Annotated in this window: 13 protein-coding genes and 1 tRNA gene; 7 read left to right on the forward strand and 7 right to left on the reverse strand. The window is 71.6% G+C overall.

The window, feature by feature from the left end:
* Positions 1 to 70: 70 nt before the first annotated feature.
* Genes M503_RS0111785 through zupT form a run of 3 tightly spaced genes read left to right on the forward strand, consistent with a single transcriptional unit; the run spans position 71 to position 1,672 of the window.
* Entirely contained in the window at positions 71 to 415 is a 345-nt protein-coding gene (locus M503_RS0111785) for a 4a-hydroxytetrahydrobiopterin dehydratase (RefSeq protein WP_024868823.1), read from the forward strand.
* A gap of 2 nt (positions 416 to 417) precedes the next feature.
* Positions 418 to 837, forward strand: a complete 420-nt coding sequence (locus tag M503_RS0111790) for an energy transducer TonB (protein ID WP_028918838.1) — start codon at positions 418 to 420, stop codon at positions 835 to 837.
* A 28-nt stretch (positions 838 to 865) separates the two neighbouring features.
* Positions 866 to 1,672 (forward strand): zinc transporter ZupT, encoded by an 807-nt coding sequence (gene zupT / locus M503_RS0111795; RefSeq protein WP_028918839.1) that lies wholly within the window; start codon positions 866 to 868, stop codon positions 1,670 to 1,672.
* A 20-nt stretch (positions 1,673 to 1,692) separates the two neighbouring features.
* Here the strand turns inward: zupT and M503_RS0111800 are convergent, their stop codons facing one another.
* Complete coding sequence (locus tag M503_RS0111800; protein ID WP_028918840.1) at positions 1,693 to 2,658, reverse strand: RluA family pseudouridine synthase; 966 nt, start codon at positions 2,656 to 2,658, stop codon at positions 1,693 to 1,695.
* Between the two features lie 420 nt (positions 2,659 to 3,078).
* Between M503_RS0111800 and M503_RS16430 the strand changes: the two genes are divergently transcribed.
* Positions 3,079 to 6,228 carry an Rne/Rng family ribonuclease gene (locus tag M503_RS16430; RefSeq protein ID WP_051414573.1) on the forward strand — a complete coding sequence of 1,050 codons (3,150 nt, stop codon included), beginning with the start codon at positions 3,079 to 3,081 and terminating at the stop codon, positions 6,226 to 6,228.
* 102 nt (positions 6,229 to 6,330) lie between these two features.
* Here the strand turns inward: M503_RS16430 and M503_RS0111810 are convergent, their stop codons facing one another.
* From M503_RS0111810 to M503_RS0111820, 3 genes are all read right to left on the reverse strand, one after another.
* Positions 6,331 to 6,978, reverse strand: coding sequence for a response regulator (locus M503_RS0111810; RefSeq protein ID WP_028918841.1), 648 nt, complete (start codon positions 6,976 to 6,978; stop codon positions 6,331 to 6,333).
* A 103-nt stretch (positions 6,979 to 7,081) separates the two neighbouring features.
* Positions 7,082 to 7,171 (reverse strand) — tRNA-Ser (locus tag M503_RS0111815).
* A 99-nt stretch (positions 7,172 to 7,270) separates the two neighbouring features.
* Entirely contained in the window at positions 7,271 to 8,254 is a 984-nt protein-coding gene (locus M503_RS0111820; RefSeq protein ID WP_028918842.1) for a LysR family transcriptional regulator, read from the reverse strand.
* A 128-nt stretch (positions 8,255 to 8,382) separates the two neighbouring features.
* On the opposite strand from M503_RS0111820, the gene M503_RS0111825 reads away from it, so the two are divergent.
* On the forward strand, positions 8,383 to 8,970 hold the full coding sequence (locus M503_RS0111825; RefSeq protein WP_028918843.1) for an FMN-dependent NADH-azoreductase: 588 nt from the start codon (positions 8,383 to 8,385) through the stop codon (positions 8,968 to 8,970).
* Positions 8,971 to 9,051: 81 nt separating this feature from the next.
* On the opposite strand, the gene serS is transcribed toward M503_RS0111825, so the two are convergent.
* Positions 9,052 to 10,377, reverse strand: coding sequence for a serine--tRNA ligase (gene serS, locus M503_RS0111830; protein WP_028918844.1), 1,326 nt, complete (start codon positions 10,375 to 10,377; stop codon positions 9,052 to 9,054).
* 110 nt (positions 10,378 to 10,487) lie between these two features.
* Between serS and M503_RS0111835 the strand changes: the two genes are divergently transcribed.
* Positions 10,488 to 11,138, forward strand: coding sequence for an energy transducer TonB (locus M503_RS0111835; RefSeq protein ID WP_028918845.1), 651 nt, complete (start codon positions 10,488 to 10,490; stop codon positions 11,136 to 11,138).
* A 147-nt stretch (positions 11,139 to 11,285) separates the two neighbouring features.
* A complete protein-coding gene (locus M503_RS0111840; RefSeq protein WP_051414576.1) occupies positions 11,286 to 11,861 on the forward strand; it encodes an energy transducer TonB in 576 nt (191 codons plus the stop codon).
* An 18-nt stretch (positions 11,862 to 11,879) separates the two neighbouring features.
* Here the strand turns inward: M503_RS0111840 and aroA are convergent, their stop codons facing one another.
* A complete protein-coding gene (gene aroA / locus M503_RS0111845) occupies positions 11,880 to 13,193 on the reverse strand; it encodes a 3-phosphoshikimate 1-carboxyvinyltransferase (protein WP_037061324.1) in 1,314 nt (437 codons plus the stop codon).
* A 93-nt stretch (positions 13,194 to 13,286) separates the two neighbouring features.
* Positions 13,287 to 14,474, reverse strand: a complete 1,188-nt coding sequence (pheA, locus tag M503_RS0111850; protein WP_028918848.1) for a prephenate dehydratase — start codon at positions 14,472 to 14,474, stop codon at positions 13,287 to 13,289.
* Positions 14,475 to 14,516 lie beyond the last annotated feature (42 nt).

The following is a 14,516-nucleotide window of genomic DNA, read 5'->3' on the forward strand; positions in this document are numbered from 1 at the left end:
TCTAGCCCCGTACCGGCGCCGGCCCGCAGCACGCCGCGCAAATGTTCAGCAACATCGACGGAGGCCCCCGATGACCGACCTCATCCCGCTGGCGCAGGCCCATTGCATCCCGCGCCGCGGCGTGGAGCACCGGCTGGGCCAGGCCCGCATCGCCGAGCTGCTGCCGGAGGTCCCGGGCTGGGAACTGGCCGAGGAAGGCCGTGCCCTGGTCCGGACCTTCACCTTCAAGGACTACCACCACACCATGGCCTTCGTGAACGCGCTGGCCTGGATCGCCCACCGCGAGGACCACCATCCCGACCTGGGCGTGCACTACGACCGCGTGGTGGTGCGCTTCTCCACCCACGACGTGGGCGGCCTGAGCGAGAACGACTTCATCTGCGCGGCGCGTGCCGCGGCCCTGCTGGAGGAATGACCATGAACCGGCGCTTCCCTGCCCTGTTCTGCGCCGTGGCGACCGCCACCCTCGCCGCCTGCGGCGGTTCGCAGCCACCGGCCGAACCGGTGCCGGCACCGACCGAGGTCGCCGCGCTGGACACCCCGCCGCCGCAGTACCCGATCCAGCTGGCCTGCGCCGGCGTCGGCGGGCAGACCGTGCTGGGCCTGGAGATCGGCGTCGAAGGCGCGCCGACCCGGGTCGACCTGGTCCGCAGCAGCGGCAACGCGGAGCTGGACCAGCTGGCCCAGGAGACGGTGCGCACCTGGAAGTTCCGCCCGGCTACCCGCGGCGGCCAGCCGGTGGCGCAGAAGATCCAGGTGCCGGTGAACTTCACGCCGCCTGCGGTACGCCCTGACGCATGCTTCGCCCTCGACGCCGGCCGCTCGCCCACCTCCTGAGCGGGGCCACTCAGGGAAGAGCCCGCCGATGGAACCCTCCGCCTCCGCGGTCCTGATCGCCCTCGGCGTGACCCTGGCCGCGGGCCTGGCCACCGGCCTGGGCAGCCTGCTGGTGATCTTCGCCAAGGGGCCGAACCCGCGCCTGCTCGCCTTCGGCCTGGCCTTCGCCGGCGGCGCGATGGTGTTCGTGTCGCTGTCGGAGATCCTCAACAAGTCGATCGCCTCGTTCACCCTCGCCTTCGACCCGCGGCTGGGCTTCACCTACGCGACCTTCGCCTTCCTCGCCGGCGTGCTGCTGATCATGGGCATCGACATGCTGGTGCCCAACCCGCACGACACCCTCACCGCCGACGATCCGTCGCTGCGCGAGCACAACCGCGAATACATCCGCCGGGTCGGCCTGATGACCGCGGTGGCGATCACGGCGCACAACTTCCCCGAGGGACTGGCCACGTTCTTCGCCACCCTCGAGAACCCGGCGGTGGGCCTGCCGCTGGCCTTCGCCATCGCCATCCACAACATCCCCGAAGGCATCGCCATCGCGGTGCCGGTGTACTTCGCCACCGGCAACAAGGGCTATGCCTTCGTCGCCAGCCTGCTGTCGGGCCTGGCCGAACCGGTGGGCGCGCTGATCGGCTACGGGCTGCTGTCGAGCGTGCTGTCCGAAGGCGTGTTCGGCGCGGTGTTCGGGGTGATCGCCGGGATCATGGTGTTCCTGGCGCTGGACGAACTGCTGCCGGCGGCCAAGCGCTACGCCAAGGGCCACGAGACCGTCTACGGCCTGGTCAGCGGCATGGGCGTGCTGGCCCTGAGCCTGGTCCTGTTCAAGTGGTAGGCCCAGGCGGCTGACGCTTCTTACAGACGGTCGAGGACCTCGGCCAGTTCCGGCGCCAGCGGCGCGTTGATCGTGTACGGCGTGCGGCCGTCGTCCAGGGCGAACTCCAGCGAGGCCGCGTGCAGGAACAGCCGGCGCAGGCCGGCCTTGTCGCGCAGCCGGCGGTTGGCCTCCGGGTCGCCGTACTTGTCGTCGCCGGCGACCGGGTGGCCGATGTGCTGGGCATGGACGCGGATCTGGTGGGTGCGGCCGGTGTCGATCCGCACCTCGCAGTAGGACTGCCCGCCGCGGCGCTCCAGCAGGTGGAAGTGGCTCAGCGAGGGCTTGCCGTCCGGGTTGACCTGGACGTGGCGCTCGCCACCCTGTCTCAGTCCTACGTGCAACGGGGCGTCCACGCTCATGGTGCCGTCGGGCATGCGCCCGGTCAGCAGGGTCAGGTAGCGCTTGCGGATGCCGCCGCCGGCCCCGCCCTCGCGCTCGCGCATCAGCGCCTGCAGCTCGGCCAGGGCCGAGCGCTTCTTGGCCACGACCAGGACCCCGGAGGTGTCCCGGTCCAGGCGGTGGGCCAGCTCCAGGGTCTGGCCCGGGCGCAGGGCACGCAGGGTCTCGATCGCGCCGAAGGAGATGCCGCTGCCGCCATGGCTGGCCACCCCGGACGGCTTGTCCAGGGCCAGCAGGCGGGCGTCCTCGAACACGATCGAGGCCTCGATCCGCTGCAGCAGGCCCGGCGCCGGGGTGCCCCGCCCGGCCTCGGTCTCCAGCCGCACGGGCGGGATCCGGACCTCGTCGCCGGTCGCCAGCTTGCGCTCGGCCTTGGCACGGCCGCCGTTCACGCGGACCTGGCCGCTGCGGACCAGCTTGTAGACCAGGCTGCGCGGCGCACCCTTGAGCTGGCCAAGGAGGAAGTTGTCCAGGCGCTGGCCATCGCGGTCGTCGGGCACCCGTACGGTGCGTGCGACGGCCCGGCCGGGGGCGGGTTCGGTCATGGGGGCGATTTCTGTTAGACTCGGGCGGCGATGTAAGGGTTTGATTCCGCTGGAAGAAGCTGCAGGGCCAGAAGCCCGGGCTTCCCGCGATCCCGGCACAGTGCGCGACCACCGCCCACGGGGCGGCCATGTTAGCGGCTTGCAGGCAGACCCGGCCATGGCCCGGTGGGTCAGAGCACCGGTAGCTGAACACGTCCCGTGCGGCCCACCGGCCGCCGGCCCCGCACCACCATTAGCAAGACAGCAAAGCGCTCCCGCGGTCCGCCGTGGTGTTGCAGCGCTGGAAACCAGGATCCGTCCCGCCGCGCCTGCGCGAACGGATGGCGAAGCCCGCCGCCCCTGCCGACCACGCCGGGGCCCGGGATTCCAGAGTGCGAACGCCCGTCGTTCCGCGCGTGAGAGCGCGCAAGGAACGCCACAATGAAGCGAATGCTGATCAACGCCACGCAGGCCGAAGAACTGCGCGTGGCCATCGTCGACGGCCAGACCCTGTACGACATCGACATCGAACAGCCGTCGAAGGAACAGAAGAAGTCCAACATCTACAAGGGCCGCATCACCCGGCTCGAACCCTCCCTGGAAGCGGCCTTCGTCGACTACGGCGCCGAACGCCACGGCTTCCTGCCGCTGAAGGAAATCTCCCGCGACTACTTCCAGGCCGGCGTCGACCCGAACAAGGCCGGCATCCGCGAGCTGCTGCGCGAAGGCCAGGAAGTGGTGGTGCAGGTCGACAAGGACGAGCGCGGCAACAAGGGCGCGGCCCTGACCACGTTCATCTCGCTGGCCGGCCGCTACATGGTGCTGATGCCCAACTCCCCGACCGCCGGCGGCGTCTCGCGCCGGATCGAGGGCGAGGACCGCGCCGAGCTCAAGCGCGCCATGGACGCGCTGACCATCCCCGACGACATGGGCGTGATCATCCGCACCGCCGGCGTGGGCCGCGACGCGGAAGAGTTGCAGTGGGACCTGGACTACCTGCTGGCCGCCTGGCGCGCGATCGCCGAGGCCGCGCTGAGCAAGCCGGCGCCGTTCCTGATCTACCAGGAATCGCGGCTGATCATCCGTGCCCTGCGTGACTACCTGCGCGCCGACATCGGCGAGATCCTGGTGGACACCGAGGAGATGTACAACGACGCGCGGCAGTTCATGGAACAGGTGATGCCGCAGACGCTGCGCAAGCTCAAGCACTACAAGGACGACATCCCGCTCTTCAACCGCTTCCAGATCGAGTCGCAGATCGAGAACGCCTACGAGCGCACCGTGCGCCTGCCCTCCGGCGGCGCCCTGGTGATCGACCAGACCGAGGCCCTGACCGCGATCGACGTCAACTCGGCGCGCGCGACCAAGGGCGGCGACATCGAGGAGACCGCGTTCCACACCAACCTGGAGGCGGCCGACGAGGTCGCCCGCCAGCTGCGCCTGCGCGACCTGGGCGGCCTGGTGGTGATCGACTTCATCGACATGGCCTCGTCCAAGCACCAGCGCGCGGTCGAGGACCGCCTGCAGGCCGCGCTGAAGTACGACCGCGCCCGCGTCCAGATCGGCCGCATCAGCCGCTTCGGCCTGCTGGAGATGAGCCGCCAGCGGCTGCGCGCCTCGCTGGGCGAATCCAGCCAGATCGTCTGCCCGCGCTGCGACGGCCACGGCCGCATGCGCAGCGTCGAGTCGCTGTCGCTGTCGATCATCCGCGTCGCCGAGGAGCACGCGATGAAGGAGAACACCGGGCAGGTGCTGGTCCAGGCCCCGGTGGAGATCGCCAACTTCCTGCTCAACGAGAAGCGCGGCGCGCTGCGCGAGATCGAGCAGCGCCACGACGCGCCGATCATCATCGTCGCCGACGAGCAGCTGCAGACCCCGCACTACGAAGTCACCCGCCTGCGCGAGAACGAGCTGGGCGAGGAGAGCAACAAGCCGTCGTACCAGCGCGGCACCCCGCGCAAGCTGCCGGTGCACGCCCTGACCAAGGCCCAGCTCAACATCCCGCCGCCGCCGGCGGTGACCCGCGTGGCCCCGCCGCGCCCGGCCCCGGTCCGCGAGGAGCGCGAGGAAGCCCCGGCGCCGGTCGCCCCGGCTCCGGCGCCGCGTCCGGCCCCCGCCAGCGGCGGCGTCGTCGGCTTCCTCAAGCGCCTGTTCGGCGCCGAGCCGGGCCCCGCGCCGGCCCCGGAACCGGCGCGTCCCGCGCAGGGCGAAGGCCGCGGCAACCGCAACGAGCGCGGCGACCGCAACCGTCGCGACAGCCGTAACGAAGAGCGCGGCGGCCAGAGCGGCAACCGCGGCACGCAGCAGAAGCAGCGCGGCCAGCAGCAGGGCAAGGACAAGGACAAGGGCAACGGCCAGGCCCAGCAGCAGCCGAAGCAGGAGCGCCAGCCGCAGCAGCAGAAGGGCCAGGGCGGCCAGCAGCAGCCGAAGCAGGAACGCCAGCCGAAGCAGCAGCCGAAGCAGCCCAGGCCCGCGACCGAGGCCACCGAAACGGTGAGGCCAGCGGCGCCGGCGAACGCGCCGAAGCCGCGCGTCGCCGAACAGGAGCCGGCCGCCGCCACCGAAACCCAGGCCGCGGTTCCGGCCGCCGCCGCCGCGGTGGTCGCCGCCGCGACCACCCTGCCCGCCGCCGCCCCGGTCGAGGCCACCGAGGCCGTCGAGGTCGCGGTACAGGACGTGGCCGCTGAAGGCGCATCCGTGCCCGCCGGCGAGGAAGGCGCCGCCAACGCCGAGGGCGGCAGCCGCCGCCGTCGCGGCCGTCGCGGTGGCCGTCGCCGCCGTCGCGGTGGCGAGGGCGGTGGTGCGCTGGCCGGTGCCGAAGGGGCCAGCGAGAACGCCGAAGGCCTGGAAGGCGAACTGGATGACGGCGGTGCCGACGAGCCCGGCGAGGCCATGCCGGCGACGATCGTCCGCGGCGACCAGCCGGAGTTCGATTTCGACGACATCGTGCCGGCCGCGCCGGTCGCCGTGACCGACGCCGCGCCCGCGCAGCCGCAGCCGCAGCCGGCCGCAGGGCCGGTGCCCGCCCCGCAGCCGGCGGCGGCAGCCGCCGTCGAAGTGGCCGCGCCGCAGGCGCCGCTGGCACCGGTCGACCCGGCCCCGTCCGAGCCGGCGCAGGCGTCCGCCGAGGTGGAGCCCTCCCTGCAGTCGGGCGATGCCGCCACCACGCTGGCCCCGGCCGCCGCCGCGGCGCAGGCCGACAGCGGCGAGCCGCTGGCCGTCGCCGAGGTTTCGCCGGTCGATGCCGCCGCGGAAGCCGTGGCCGAGGTCGTGACCGAAACGCCGGCCGAACCGGCCGCTCCGGTTGCCGAAGCCCCGGCCGCCGAACCGGCACCGGAAGTCGAAGCGGCTCCCGCCGCTGCCGAGCGGGTCGCCGATGCCCCGGCTGCCGAAGTGGAGCCGGAACCGGCGCCCGCTGCGGTCGCCAACCCGGGCCTGTTCGACGAACTGCCCGCCGCCCCCCAGCCGGAGACCCCGGCCGTGGAAGAGCAGCAGCAGCCTGCCGCGGCGGAAGCCGACAAGGCCGACGAGGCCGCGCCGGCCGCGGACGCCGCGAACGAAGACGGCGAAGCGAAATCCCGCGAGGGCTGAGCCGTGACAACGCTCCCCCCTGCTGGCGGGAGCGCAGCAAGGCACCGGACGCGGCGCGTCCGGTGCCTTTTCATTTGCAAGGATGGCGGCCCGCGGCCGCGCTCAGAGCGAGGTGCCCGGATCCATCAGGCCGTAGCGCGCCGCCAGCCGCGCCAGGGCGATGCTGTCCTGCACCCCGACCTTCTGGAACAGGCGCGACTTGTGGGTGTTGATGGTCTTGGCGCTCAGGCTCAGGCGCTTGGCGATCGCGTCCTGGCGCATGCCCTGCACCAGCAGCATCGCCACTTCCAGTTCGCGCGAGGACAGCTGCTCGAACGGCGAGCTGTCGCCGCCCATCGTCGCCAGCGCCATGTTCTGGGCCACGCTGCTGCCGAGGTAGCGGCGCCCGCGCGCGGCGTCGCGCACGGCGTGGAGCAGCTCCTGCGCGTTGCCGCCCTTGCCCACGTAGGCGTAGGCGCCGACGTCGAGCAGCCGCTTCGGCAGCGGGCCTTCCTCGAGCACGGACACGATGACCACGCGGCTGCCGAGCTTGCCGCGGACGATGCGTTCGGTGACTTCCAGGCCGCTGATCCCCGGCAGATGCAGGTCGCAGAGGACTACGTCGGGTTTGAGCTTGCGGATCTGCGGCAGGGCTTCCTCGCCGCTCGGCGCCTCGCCCACGATCTCGATGTCCGTTTCCGCGGACAGGATCATGCGCAGGCCGGCCCTGACCAGCGCGTGGTCGTCAACGATGTAGATCCGGATGGCCATGCCGCTTCCCTCGGTATGCCCCGCCCGAGCCTAGCCCCTGCCCCGCCGGAGCGGCAAGCCGCTCACACGGATAATGTGACGGGCGTCCGGGAAGGCCGGGAGCTGGCGGAAGGGGTGGGATTCGAACCCACGGATGGTTTGACCCATCGGCGGTTTTCAAGACCGCTGCCTTAAACCACTCGGCCACCCTTCCGTTCGGATGTCGCCCCGCCGGCCCTGCGGGCGGCGGCGCGCGATTGTCGCATGCGACGCGCCGCCGGGGCAGCCGCCAAGCGGCGGGCCGGCGCGCTTTTCAGCCGGCTTCGGCCGCTTCCACCGCCACAGCCGGCTGCTTGCCCTTGTTGCCGCAGTTGCCGCAGTCCAGGCGCGAGGACTCGATCTGCTGCGGCAGGTGCTCGGCCAAGAAGTCGATGAACACCCGCACCGCCGGCAGCAGGCCGCGGCGCGAGGCGAACACGGCGTGGCAGATGCCCTGCGGCAGCGACCAGTCCGGCAGCACCACTTCCAGCTCGCCCTTGCGCACGGCCTCGGCGCACACGGTCTCCGGCAGCATGGTGATGCCGAAGCCGTCCTTGACCATCGCCAGCAGCAGCGGGAAGTCGAAGCCGGCCACGCGCGGCTGCAGGTTGTCGACGCGGCGCACCTCGCCGTTGCGACCGTGCAGTTCCCAGCGCTGGTGCGCCTCGTCCTCGTGCATGCTCAGGGTCAGGTGCGAAGCCAGGTCGGCCGGATCCTTCGGACGGCCGGCGCGGTCCAGGTACTTCGGGCTGGCGACCATCAGCTCCTGGATCTGGCCGAAGCTGCGCATCACCAGGCTGCCGTCGTCGTCCAGCCGCGTGCGCACGCGCAAGGCCACGTCGAAGCCTTCATTGATCAGGTCGACGCGGCGGTTGCTGACGTGCAGCTGCAGCCGCACCTTCGGGTACTGGTCGAGGAACTTCGGCAGCAGCTTCGGCAGCTGCTGCTGGGCGATCGCCACCGGCACGCTGACCCGCACCACGCCGCGCGGCTCGGCGCTGAGGCGGTCGACCACCTCGCGCGCGGCCTGGGCCTCGGTGAGCATGGTCTGGGCGTGGCGGTACACGCTCATGCCCACGTCGGTGACGGCGAAGCGCCGGGTCGAGCGCTGCAGCAGGCGCACGCCCATGTCGGTTTCCAGCTGGCTGATGCGGCGGCTCAGGCGCGACTTGGGGATGCCCAGGGCGCGCTCGGCGGCGGCGAATCCGCCGTGCTCCACCACCATCGCGAAGTAGTAGAGGTCGTTCAGGTCCTGCATGGCGCTAATTCCATGTTTGGAACGGATGGTGACATATAAGCACCTTTATCCCACCGGCGCAACGACCGATAGTGGGCGGCAGCAGCGGCCACGGCCGCTCCTCCCCCACCGATCCGGAGCATCCACCCATGAAACTCCTGCACCTCGATTCCAGCGCGACCGGCGAAAGCTCGGTCACCCGCGAGCTTTCCGCCGCCATCGTCGCACAGTACCGGGCGACCACGCCGGGCCTCGAGGTCCAGTACCGCGACCTGGACCGCGACCCGCTGCCGCACCTGACCGGGGCCCGCCTGGCCAAGGCCGACCCGGCCGAGGCGGAAGTCGCCGAACAGGTCCTGCAGCAGTTCCTGGACGCCGATATCGTCGTGATCGGCGCGCCGATGTACAACTTCGCCATCCCCTCGACGCTGAAGGCCTGGCTGGACCGCGTCACCGTGGCCGGCCGCACCTTCCGCTACACCGCCGAAGGCCCGCAGGGCCTGGCCGGCGGCAGGACGGTGATCGTCGCCAGCGCCCGTGGCGGCCTGCATGCCGGTTCGCCGAGGGACTTCCAGGAGCCGTACCTGCGCATGCTGTTCGGCTTCCTCGGCATCGACGACGTGCGCATCGTGCGCGCCGAGGGCGTGGGCCTGTCCCCGCAGCACCGCGCCGAAGCCATCGCCGCCGCCCGTGCCGCGATCGAGGACGAAGTCGTCGCGTTCAGCGCGGCGGCCTGAGGCCGCAGACAGCGACGCCGCGCCTTGCGGGCGCGGCGTCTTCTACTCCGCGGCGGGAACGCGTCCCGCCGATGCAGCGGCTCAGGCGATCCGCTCGAGACCGCCCATGTACCTGCGCAGCACCTCCGGCACGGTGATCGAGCCGTCGGCTTGCTGGTAGTTCTCCATCACCGCGATCAGTGCACGGCCGACAGCCACGCCGGAACCGTTGAGCGTGTGCACCAGCTCCGGCTTGCCGGTCTCCGGGTTGCGCCAGCGCGCCTGCATGCGCCGCGCCTGGAAGTCGCCGCAGTTGGAGCACGAGGAGATCTCGCGGTAGGTCTGCTGCGATGGCAGCCACACTTCCAGGTCGTAGGTCTTGCGCGCGGAGAAGCCCATGTCGCCGGTGCACAGCAGCACCTTGCGGTACGGCAGGCCCAGGCGCTCCAGCACCGTTTCCGCGGCGCGGGTCATGCGCTCGTGCTCGGCGTCGCTTTCCTCCGGGCGCACCACCGAGACCAGCTCGACCTTCTCGAACTGGTGCTGGCGGATCATCCCGCGGGTGTCGCGGCCGCCGCTGCCGGCCTCGGAACGGAAGCACATCGAGTGCGCGGTCATGCGCAGCGGCAGGCGCTCGGCCTCGACGATCTCCTCGCGGACGATATTGGTCAGCGGCACTTCCGAGGTCGGGATCAGGTAGCGGGTGTGCTCGCCGAGGCGGGTGGCGAACAGGTCTTCCTCGAACTTCGGCAGCTGGCCGGTGCCGCGCAGCGCGTCGGCATTGACGATCAGCGGGACGTTGGTTTCCTCGTAGCCGTGCTCGCCGGTGTGCAGGTCGAGCATGAACTGCGCCAGCGCGCGGTGCAGGCGCGCCAGCTGGCCGCGCAGCACGGTGAAGCGCGCGCCGGACAGCCTGGCGGCGGTGTCGGCGTCCAGCCAGCCGTTGCGCGCACCCAGCTCGACGTGGTCGCGGACCTCGAAGTCGAACGCGCGCGGGGTGCCCCAGCGGTGCACCTCGAGGTTGTCGTTCTCGTCGGCACCGGCGGGCACGTCGTCGGCCGGCAGGTTCGGGATGCCCTGGGCGATCGCCTCGATCTGGCCGCGGATCTCCTCCAGGCGCGCTTCGGAAGCCTTGAGCTCGTCGCCGAAGCCGACGACCTCGGCCTTCAGCTGCTCGGCCTGCGCCTTCTGCGCCTCGGCCTGGACCTGGTCGCCGCTGGCCGCCAGGCGGTTGGCCGAACCCATCAGCGCGCCGATCTGCCTGCTGTGCGTATTGCGCAGGTTCTGCAGTTCCTGGGTGCGGATCTGGATCGCCTTGCGTTCGGACTCCAGCGCTTCCAGCGTGGCGGTGTCGAGCACGTAGCCGCGGGTGGCGAGGCGTTCGGCCAGGGCGGCAGGCTGGTTGCGGAGCAGGGCGGGATCGAGCATGGCGGGGGTGGTTTCCGGATCGGTCCGCCATTATCGCCAATCGCGGCCGGGCGCGCCCGCGGTTCACCGCTGCTGTGCCAGAATCGGGGCGTTTCCAGCACCGGACGCCCATGGCCACGCACGCATCCGCCCTTTCCGGTTTTTCCAGGTACCTGCCCGGGGGCCGCTGGCTGGTGGTCGGCCTGGCCTTCCTGCTGGGCTGGCTGCTGTTCGGCCTGGTCTGGCTGGCGGACCGTGGCGATGACGATGCGGCCGAGGCCCCGGTGAAGCCGGCGGCAAACGCCGAGACGTTCGAACCGCTGCCCCGGCCGATGGCCGCCGGCGATGCGGCGACACCGCTGCCGGTGCCGGCGGAAGACGAAGGCGAGGCGGCGCAGCTGGTGGAGGAAGAACCGGCCATCGTCGAGCCCGTGCCCGCACCGCTGGAGACCACGCCGCTGCCGCCGAGCCTGGAGGAAACCGCGGCGCCTGTAGCCGTGGCCGCCCAGCCGCCGACGCCGCTGCCGGACCAGTCGCCCTCGCCCCGCTACCCGATCGCCGCGGCGCGCCGGGGCGAGAGCGGCACGGTGGTGCTGGAAGTGGAAGTGGACGCCGGCGGCACGCCGCTGTCGGTCGAGGTCGCCTCGCGCAGCGGCTCGCGCGACCTGGACCGCGCCGCCGTGGAAGCCGTATCGCGCTGGCGGTTCTCGCCGGCGCTGGATGCCGACGGCAATCCGGTGCCCGGCCGGCTCACGGTGCCGATCGATTTCAAGATGGAATAAGCGGATCGGCGCTACGCCCTTCATCCCGCCTGCAACTCGCTGAATCCCCGCAGTCGTCGTGGAAACGTTCAGCGCGAATCGACCGGGCGCACACATCGGCATCAGGAGACTCGGGGCGTTGCCAGGCAAACGCCAAGGAGCTTCCCGATGCCAACCTATACCACCCGCCCTTCGCACCCCGCCGATCCGGCCGGCGTGCATCACGAAGCGCATGAAGCGCAGGCGCGCCGCACTTCGCCGCTGCTGCTCGCCCTGCTGGTGCTGGCCGTGGTCGCGCTCGCGGCCTGGTGGGCCATGCAGCGTTACGATGCCCGGCCCGTCGCCGATACCACGCCCATCCTGATCGAGCCGCCGGCGGCGGCAACGGATGCCACGCAAACGCGTGACGGCAGCGCTGCGACCCGTACCGAACCGCGTCCGGCGCCCATCGTCTCCGAGCGCCCTGCCCGGCCGCTGGCCGGCAATCCGGTCCCGGACTACCCACGCGCCGCGCTGCGCGCCGGCCGGGAAGGCAGCGTGCTGCTGTCGATCAGCATCGACGCGCGCGGCGTGCCGACCGACGTCCAAGTCATCCAGCGCAGCGGCGACCGCGGCGACCGCAGCCGCGACTTCGACCGCGCCGCGATCGAGGCAGTGCGCCAGTGGCGCTTCGAGCCGGCCCTGCACGACGGCAAGGCCGTGCCGTCGACGGTGCAGCTGCCGGTGGATTTCCGCCGTAGCTGACGCGGAAGCGGTTGCGGCTCAGGCCACCAGGCCGAAGCCGCAACCGCGGGCCAGGGTGTCGAAGCCCGGGAACGAGGTGGCCACGTTGGCCACGTCCTCGATCCGCACCTCGCCGCTGGCGAGCTGGGCGGCCACCGCGAAGGCCATGGCGATCCGGTGGTCGCCATGGCTTTCGATCGTTCCGGCACCCAGCGGACCGGGATGGATGGTCGCGCCGTCCGGCGTCTCGTCCACCCGCAGGCCGAGCGTGCGCAGGCCGCTGGCCATCGCCGCGAGCCGGTCGGATTCCTTGACCCGCAGTTCGGCGGCGCCGCGCACCACGGTCGGTCCATCGGCGCAGGCGGCGGCCACGAACAGCGCCGGGAACTCGTCGATCATGTCCGGCACCAGTGCCTCCGGCACCTCGATGCCGTGCAGCGGCGCGTACCGCACCACCAGGTCGGCGACCGGCTCGCCGCCGTGGGTCGAGGGATTCTCCTCGCGGATGTCGGCGCCCATCAGCCGCAGCGCCTGCAGCAGGCCGGTGCGGCGCGGATTGAGGCCGACCGCGCGCAGGCGCAGCTCCGAGCCCGGCACGATGCTGGCCGCGACCAGGAAGAACGCGGCCGAGGAGAAATCCGCCGGGACCGCGATGTCGGTGGCGCGCAGGCGCTGGCCGCCGCGCAGGCGGGCGAAGCCGGGCGAGAATTCGATGTCCACGCCGAACGCCGAGAGCATGCGCTCGGTGTAGTCCCGGGTCGGATGCGGCTCGGTCACCGAGGTCTCGCCTTGCGCGTACAGGCCAGCCAGCAGCACCGCCGACTTCACCTGGGCGCTGGCCACCGGCAGCTCATAGTCGATGCCGTGCAACGGCTGGCCGCCGTGGATTCGCAGCGGCGGCGTGCCGTCGGCTTCGGTGTCGATGCGCGCGCCCATCTGCGCCAGCGGCGCGGTCACGCGGCGCATCGGCCGCTTCGACAACGAGGCGTCGCCGACCAGCACGCTGTCGAACGGCTGCGCGGCCAGCAGGCCGGCGAGCAGGCGCATGCCGGTGCCGGCGTTGCCGCAGTCCAGCGGGCCATCGGCCGGCTTGAGGCCGTCCACGCCCACGCCATGCACGATCCGTCGCGACGGCGAAGGCGTCTCGATACGCACGCCCAGGCGCGAAAAGATCGCCGCGGTGGCACGGGTATCCTCGCCTTCGAGGAAGCCGTCGATGGTGGACACGCCGTCGGCCAGCGCGGCGAACATCACCGAACGGTGCGAAACCGACTTGTCGCCGGGAATCTCCAACCCGCCATGCAACGCCTGCCCGGCCGTGGCGATCCAGTGTTGCTGCGAGGCCTGCGCCATCACGTCTCCATCGTCTGCTTGCCGCACGCGCCCCAGCGCCGCGGACCGATCACCAATCCCCAATCCCGAATCACCAATCCCGAATCACGGCCGTCATGGCACTGCCACCGGGTAGGAGCCCAGCACCTTGACCTGGGCCACGTGTTTCTCCAGTTCGGCCAGCGCCTGCTTCATCGCCTCGTCGTCGACGTGGCCGGCCAGGTCGATGAAGAAGGCGTATTCCCACTTGGCCTGGTGCGAGGGCCGCGACTCGATCCGGTTCATGCTGATGCCGTGCCGCGCGAACGGGCTGAGCACGTCGAACAGCGCGCCGGGCTTGTCGTGGATGAACACCAGCACCGACGTGCGGTCGTGGCCGGACGGCGGGAACAGGCGGCGGCCCAGCACCAGGAAGCGCGTGGTGTTGTCCTTGTCGTCCTGGATCGGGCGCATGATGACCTTCTTCAGGCCGTACACGTGCGCCGCGCTCTCGCCGGCGATGGCCGCCGCGTCGTCGGCATTGCGGGCGCGGCGCGCGCCTTCGGCGTTGCTCGACACCGGGATCTTCTCGGCCTTCGGCAGGTTGGCGCGCAGCCAGCCGGCGGTCTGGGCGAAGGCCTGCGGATGCGCGTAGATCCGCTCGATGTCCTCGATCCGCCCGCTGCGCGAGAGCAGGTACTGGTGCACCTGCAGCTCCACCTCGCCGCAGATCTTCAGCTGCGAGGTCAGGAACATGTCGAGGGTGACCTGGATGGTGCCCTGCCCCGAGTTCTCCACCGGGACCACGCCGAAGTCGGCGTTGCCGGCCTCGACCTCCTGGAACACCTCCTCGATGCTGCCCAGCGGCAGGCCGTGCGCCGAGCGGCCGAAGTGCTTGAGCACCGCCTGCTGGCTGAACGTGCCTTCCGGGCCGAGGTAGCCGATCTTCAGCGGCTCCTGCTGTGCCAGGCAGGCGGACATGATCTCGCGGAACACGTGCACCAGCACCTCGTCCGACAGCGGGCCCTCGTTGCGGTCCACCACCATGCGCAGCACCTGCGCCTCGCGCTCGGGCCGGTAGTAGTCCACGGCCTGGGCGAGCTTGCCCTTGGCCTTGCCCACCTGCAGGGCGAAGCGCGCTCGCTGCGCGATCAGCTCCTGGATCTGGCGGTCGATGCCGTCGATCTGTGCGCGCACGTCGGCCAGGGCCGGCGCGGCCGCGGCGGCGGCCTTCGCGACCCTGGCGACTTTCGCGCCCTCGGCCGCCCTGGCCTTGTTTCCGCTGGCCGGCTTGCCGGGGGCGGATTTCTTCGGTGGTGCCATGTGTGGGGTTCCGTGTGTCTGGCGCCGGCGACGCTGCGCGGC

Source organism: Pseudoxanthomonas suwonensis J47 (assembly GCF_000513955.1).
GTDB classification, from domain to species: Bacteria; Pseudomonadota; Gammaproteobacteria; order Xanthomonadales; family Xanthomonadaceae; genus Pseudoxanthomonas; species Pseudoxanthomonas suwonensis_C.

Coding starts and splice junctions, on each gene's coding strand:
- M503_RS0111785 (WP_024868823.1), top strand. CDS start 71: ATGACCGACCTCATCCCGCTGGCGCAGGCCCATTGCATCCCGCGCCGC.
- M503_RS0111790 (WP_028918838.1), top strand. CDS start 418: ATGAACCGGCGCTTCCCTGCCCTGTTCTGCGCCGTGGCGACCGCCACC.
- zupT (WP_028918839.1), top strand. CDS start 866: ATGGAACCCTCCGCCTCCGCGGTCCTGATCGCCCTCGGCGTGACCCTG.
- M503_RS0111800 (WP_028918840.1), bottom strand. CDS start 2,658: ATGACCGAACCCGCCCCCGGCCGGGCCGTCGCACGCACCGTACGGGTG.
- M503_RS16430 (WP_051414573.1), top strand. CDS start 3,079: ATGAAGCGAATGCTGATCAACGCCACGCAGGCCGAAGAACTGCGCGTG.
- M503_RS0111810 (WP_028918841.1), bottom strand. CDS start 6,978: ATGGCCATCCGGATCTACATCGTTGACGACCACGCGCTGGTCAGGGCC.
- M503_RS0111820 (WP_028918842.1), bottom strand. CDS start 8,254: ATGCAGGACCTGAACGACCTCTACTACTTCGCGATGGTGGTGGAGCAC.
- M503_RS0111825 (WP_028918843.1), top strand. CDS start 8,383: ATGAAACTCCTGCACCTCGATTCCAGCGCGACCGGCGAAAGCTCGGTC.
- serS (WP_028918844.1), bottom strand. CDS start 10,377: ATGCTCGATCCCGCCCTGCTCCGCAACCAGCCTGCCGCCCTGGCCGAA.
- M503_RS0111835 (WP_028918845.1), top strand. CDS start 10,488: ATGGCCACGCACGCATCCGCCCTTTCCGGTTTTTCCAGGTACCTGCCC.
- M503_RS0111840 (WP_051414576.1), top strand. CDS start 11,286: ATGCCAACCTATACCACCCGCCCTTCGCACCCCGCCGATCCGGCCGGC.
- aroA (WP_037061324.1), bottom strand. CDS start 13,193: ATGGCGCAGGCCTCGCAGCAACACTGGATCGCCACGGCCGGGCAGGCG.
- pheA (WP_028918848.1), bottom strand. CDS start 14,474: ATGGCACCACCGAAGAAATCCGCCCCCGGCAAGCCGGCCAGCGGAAAC.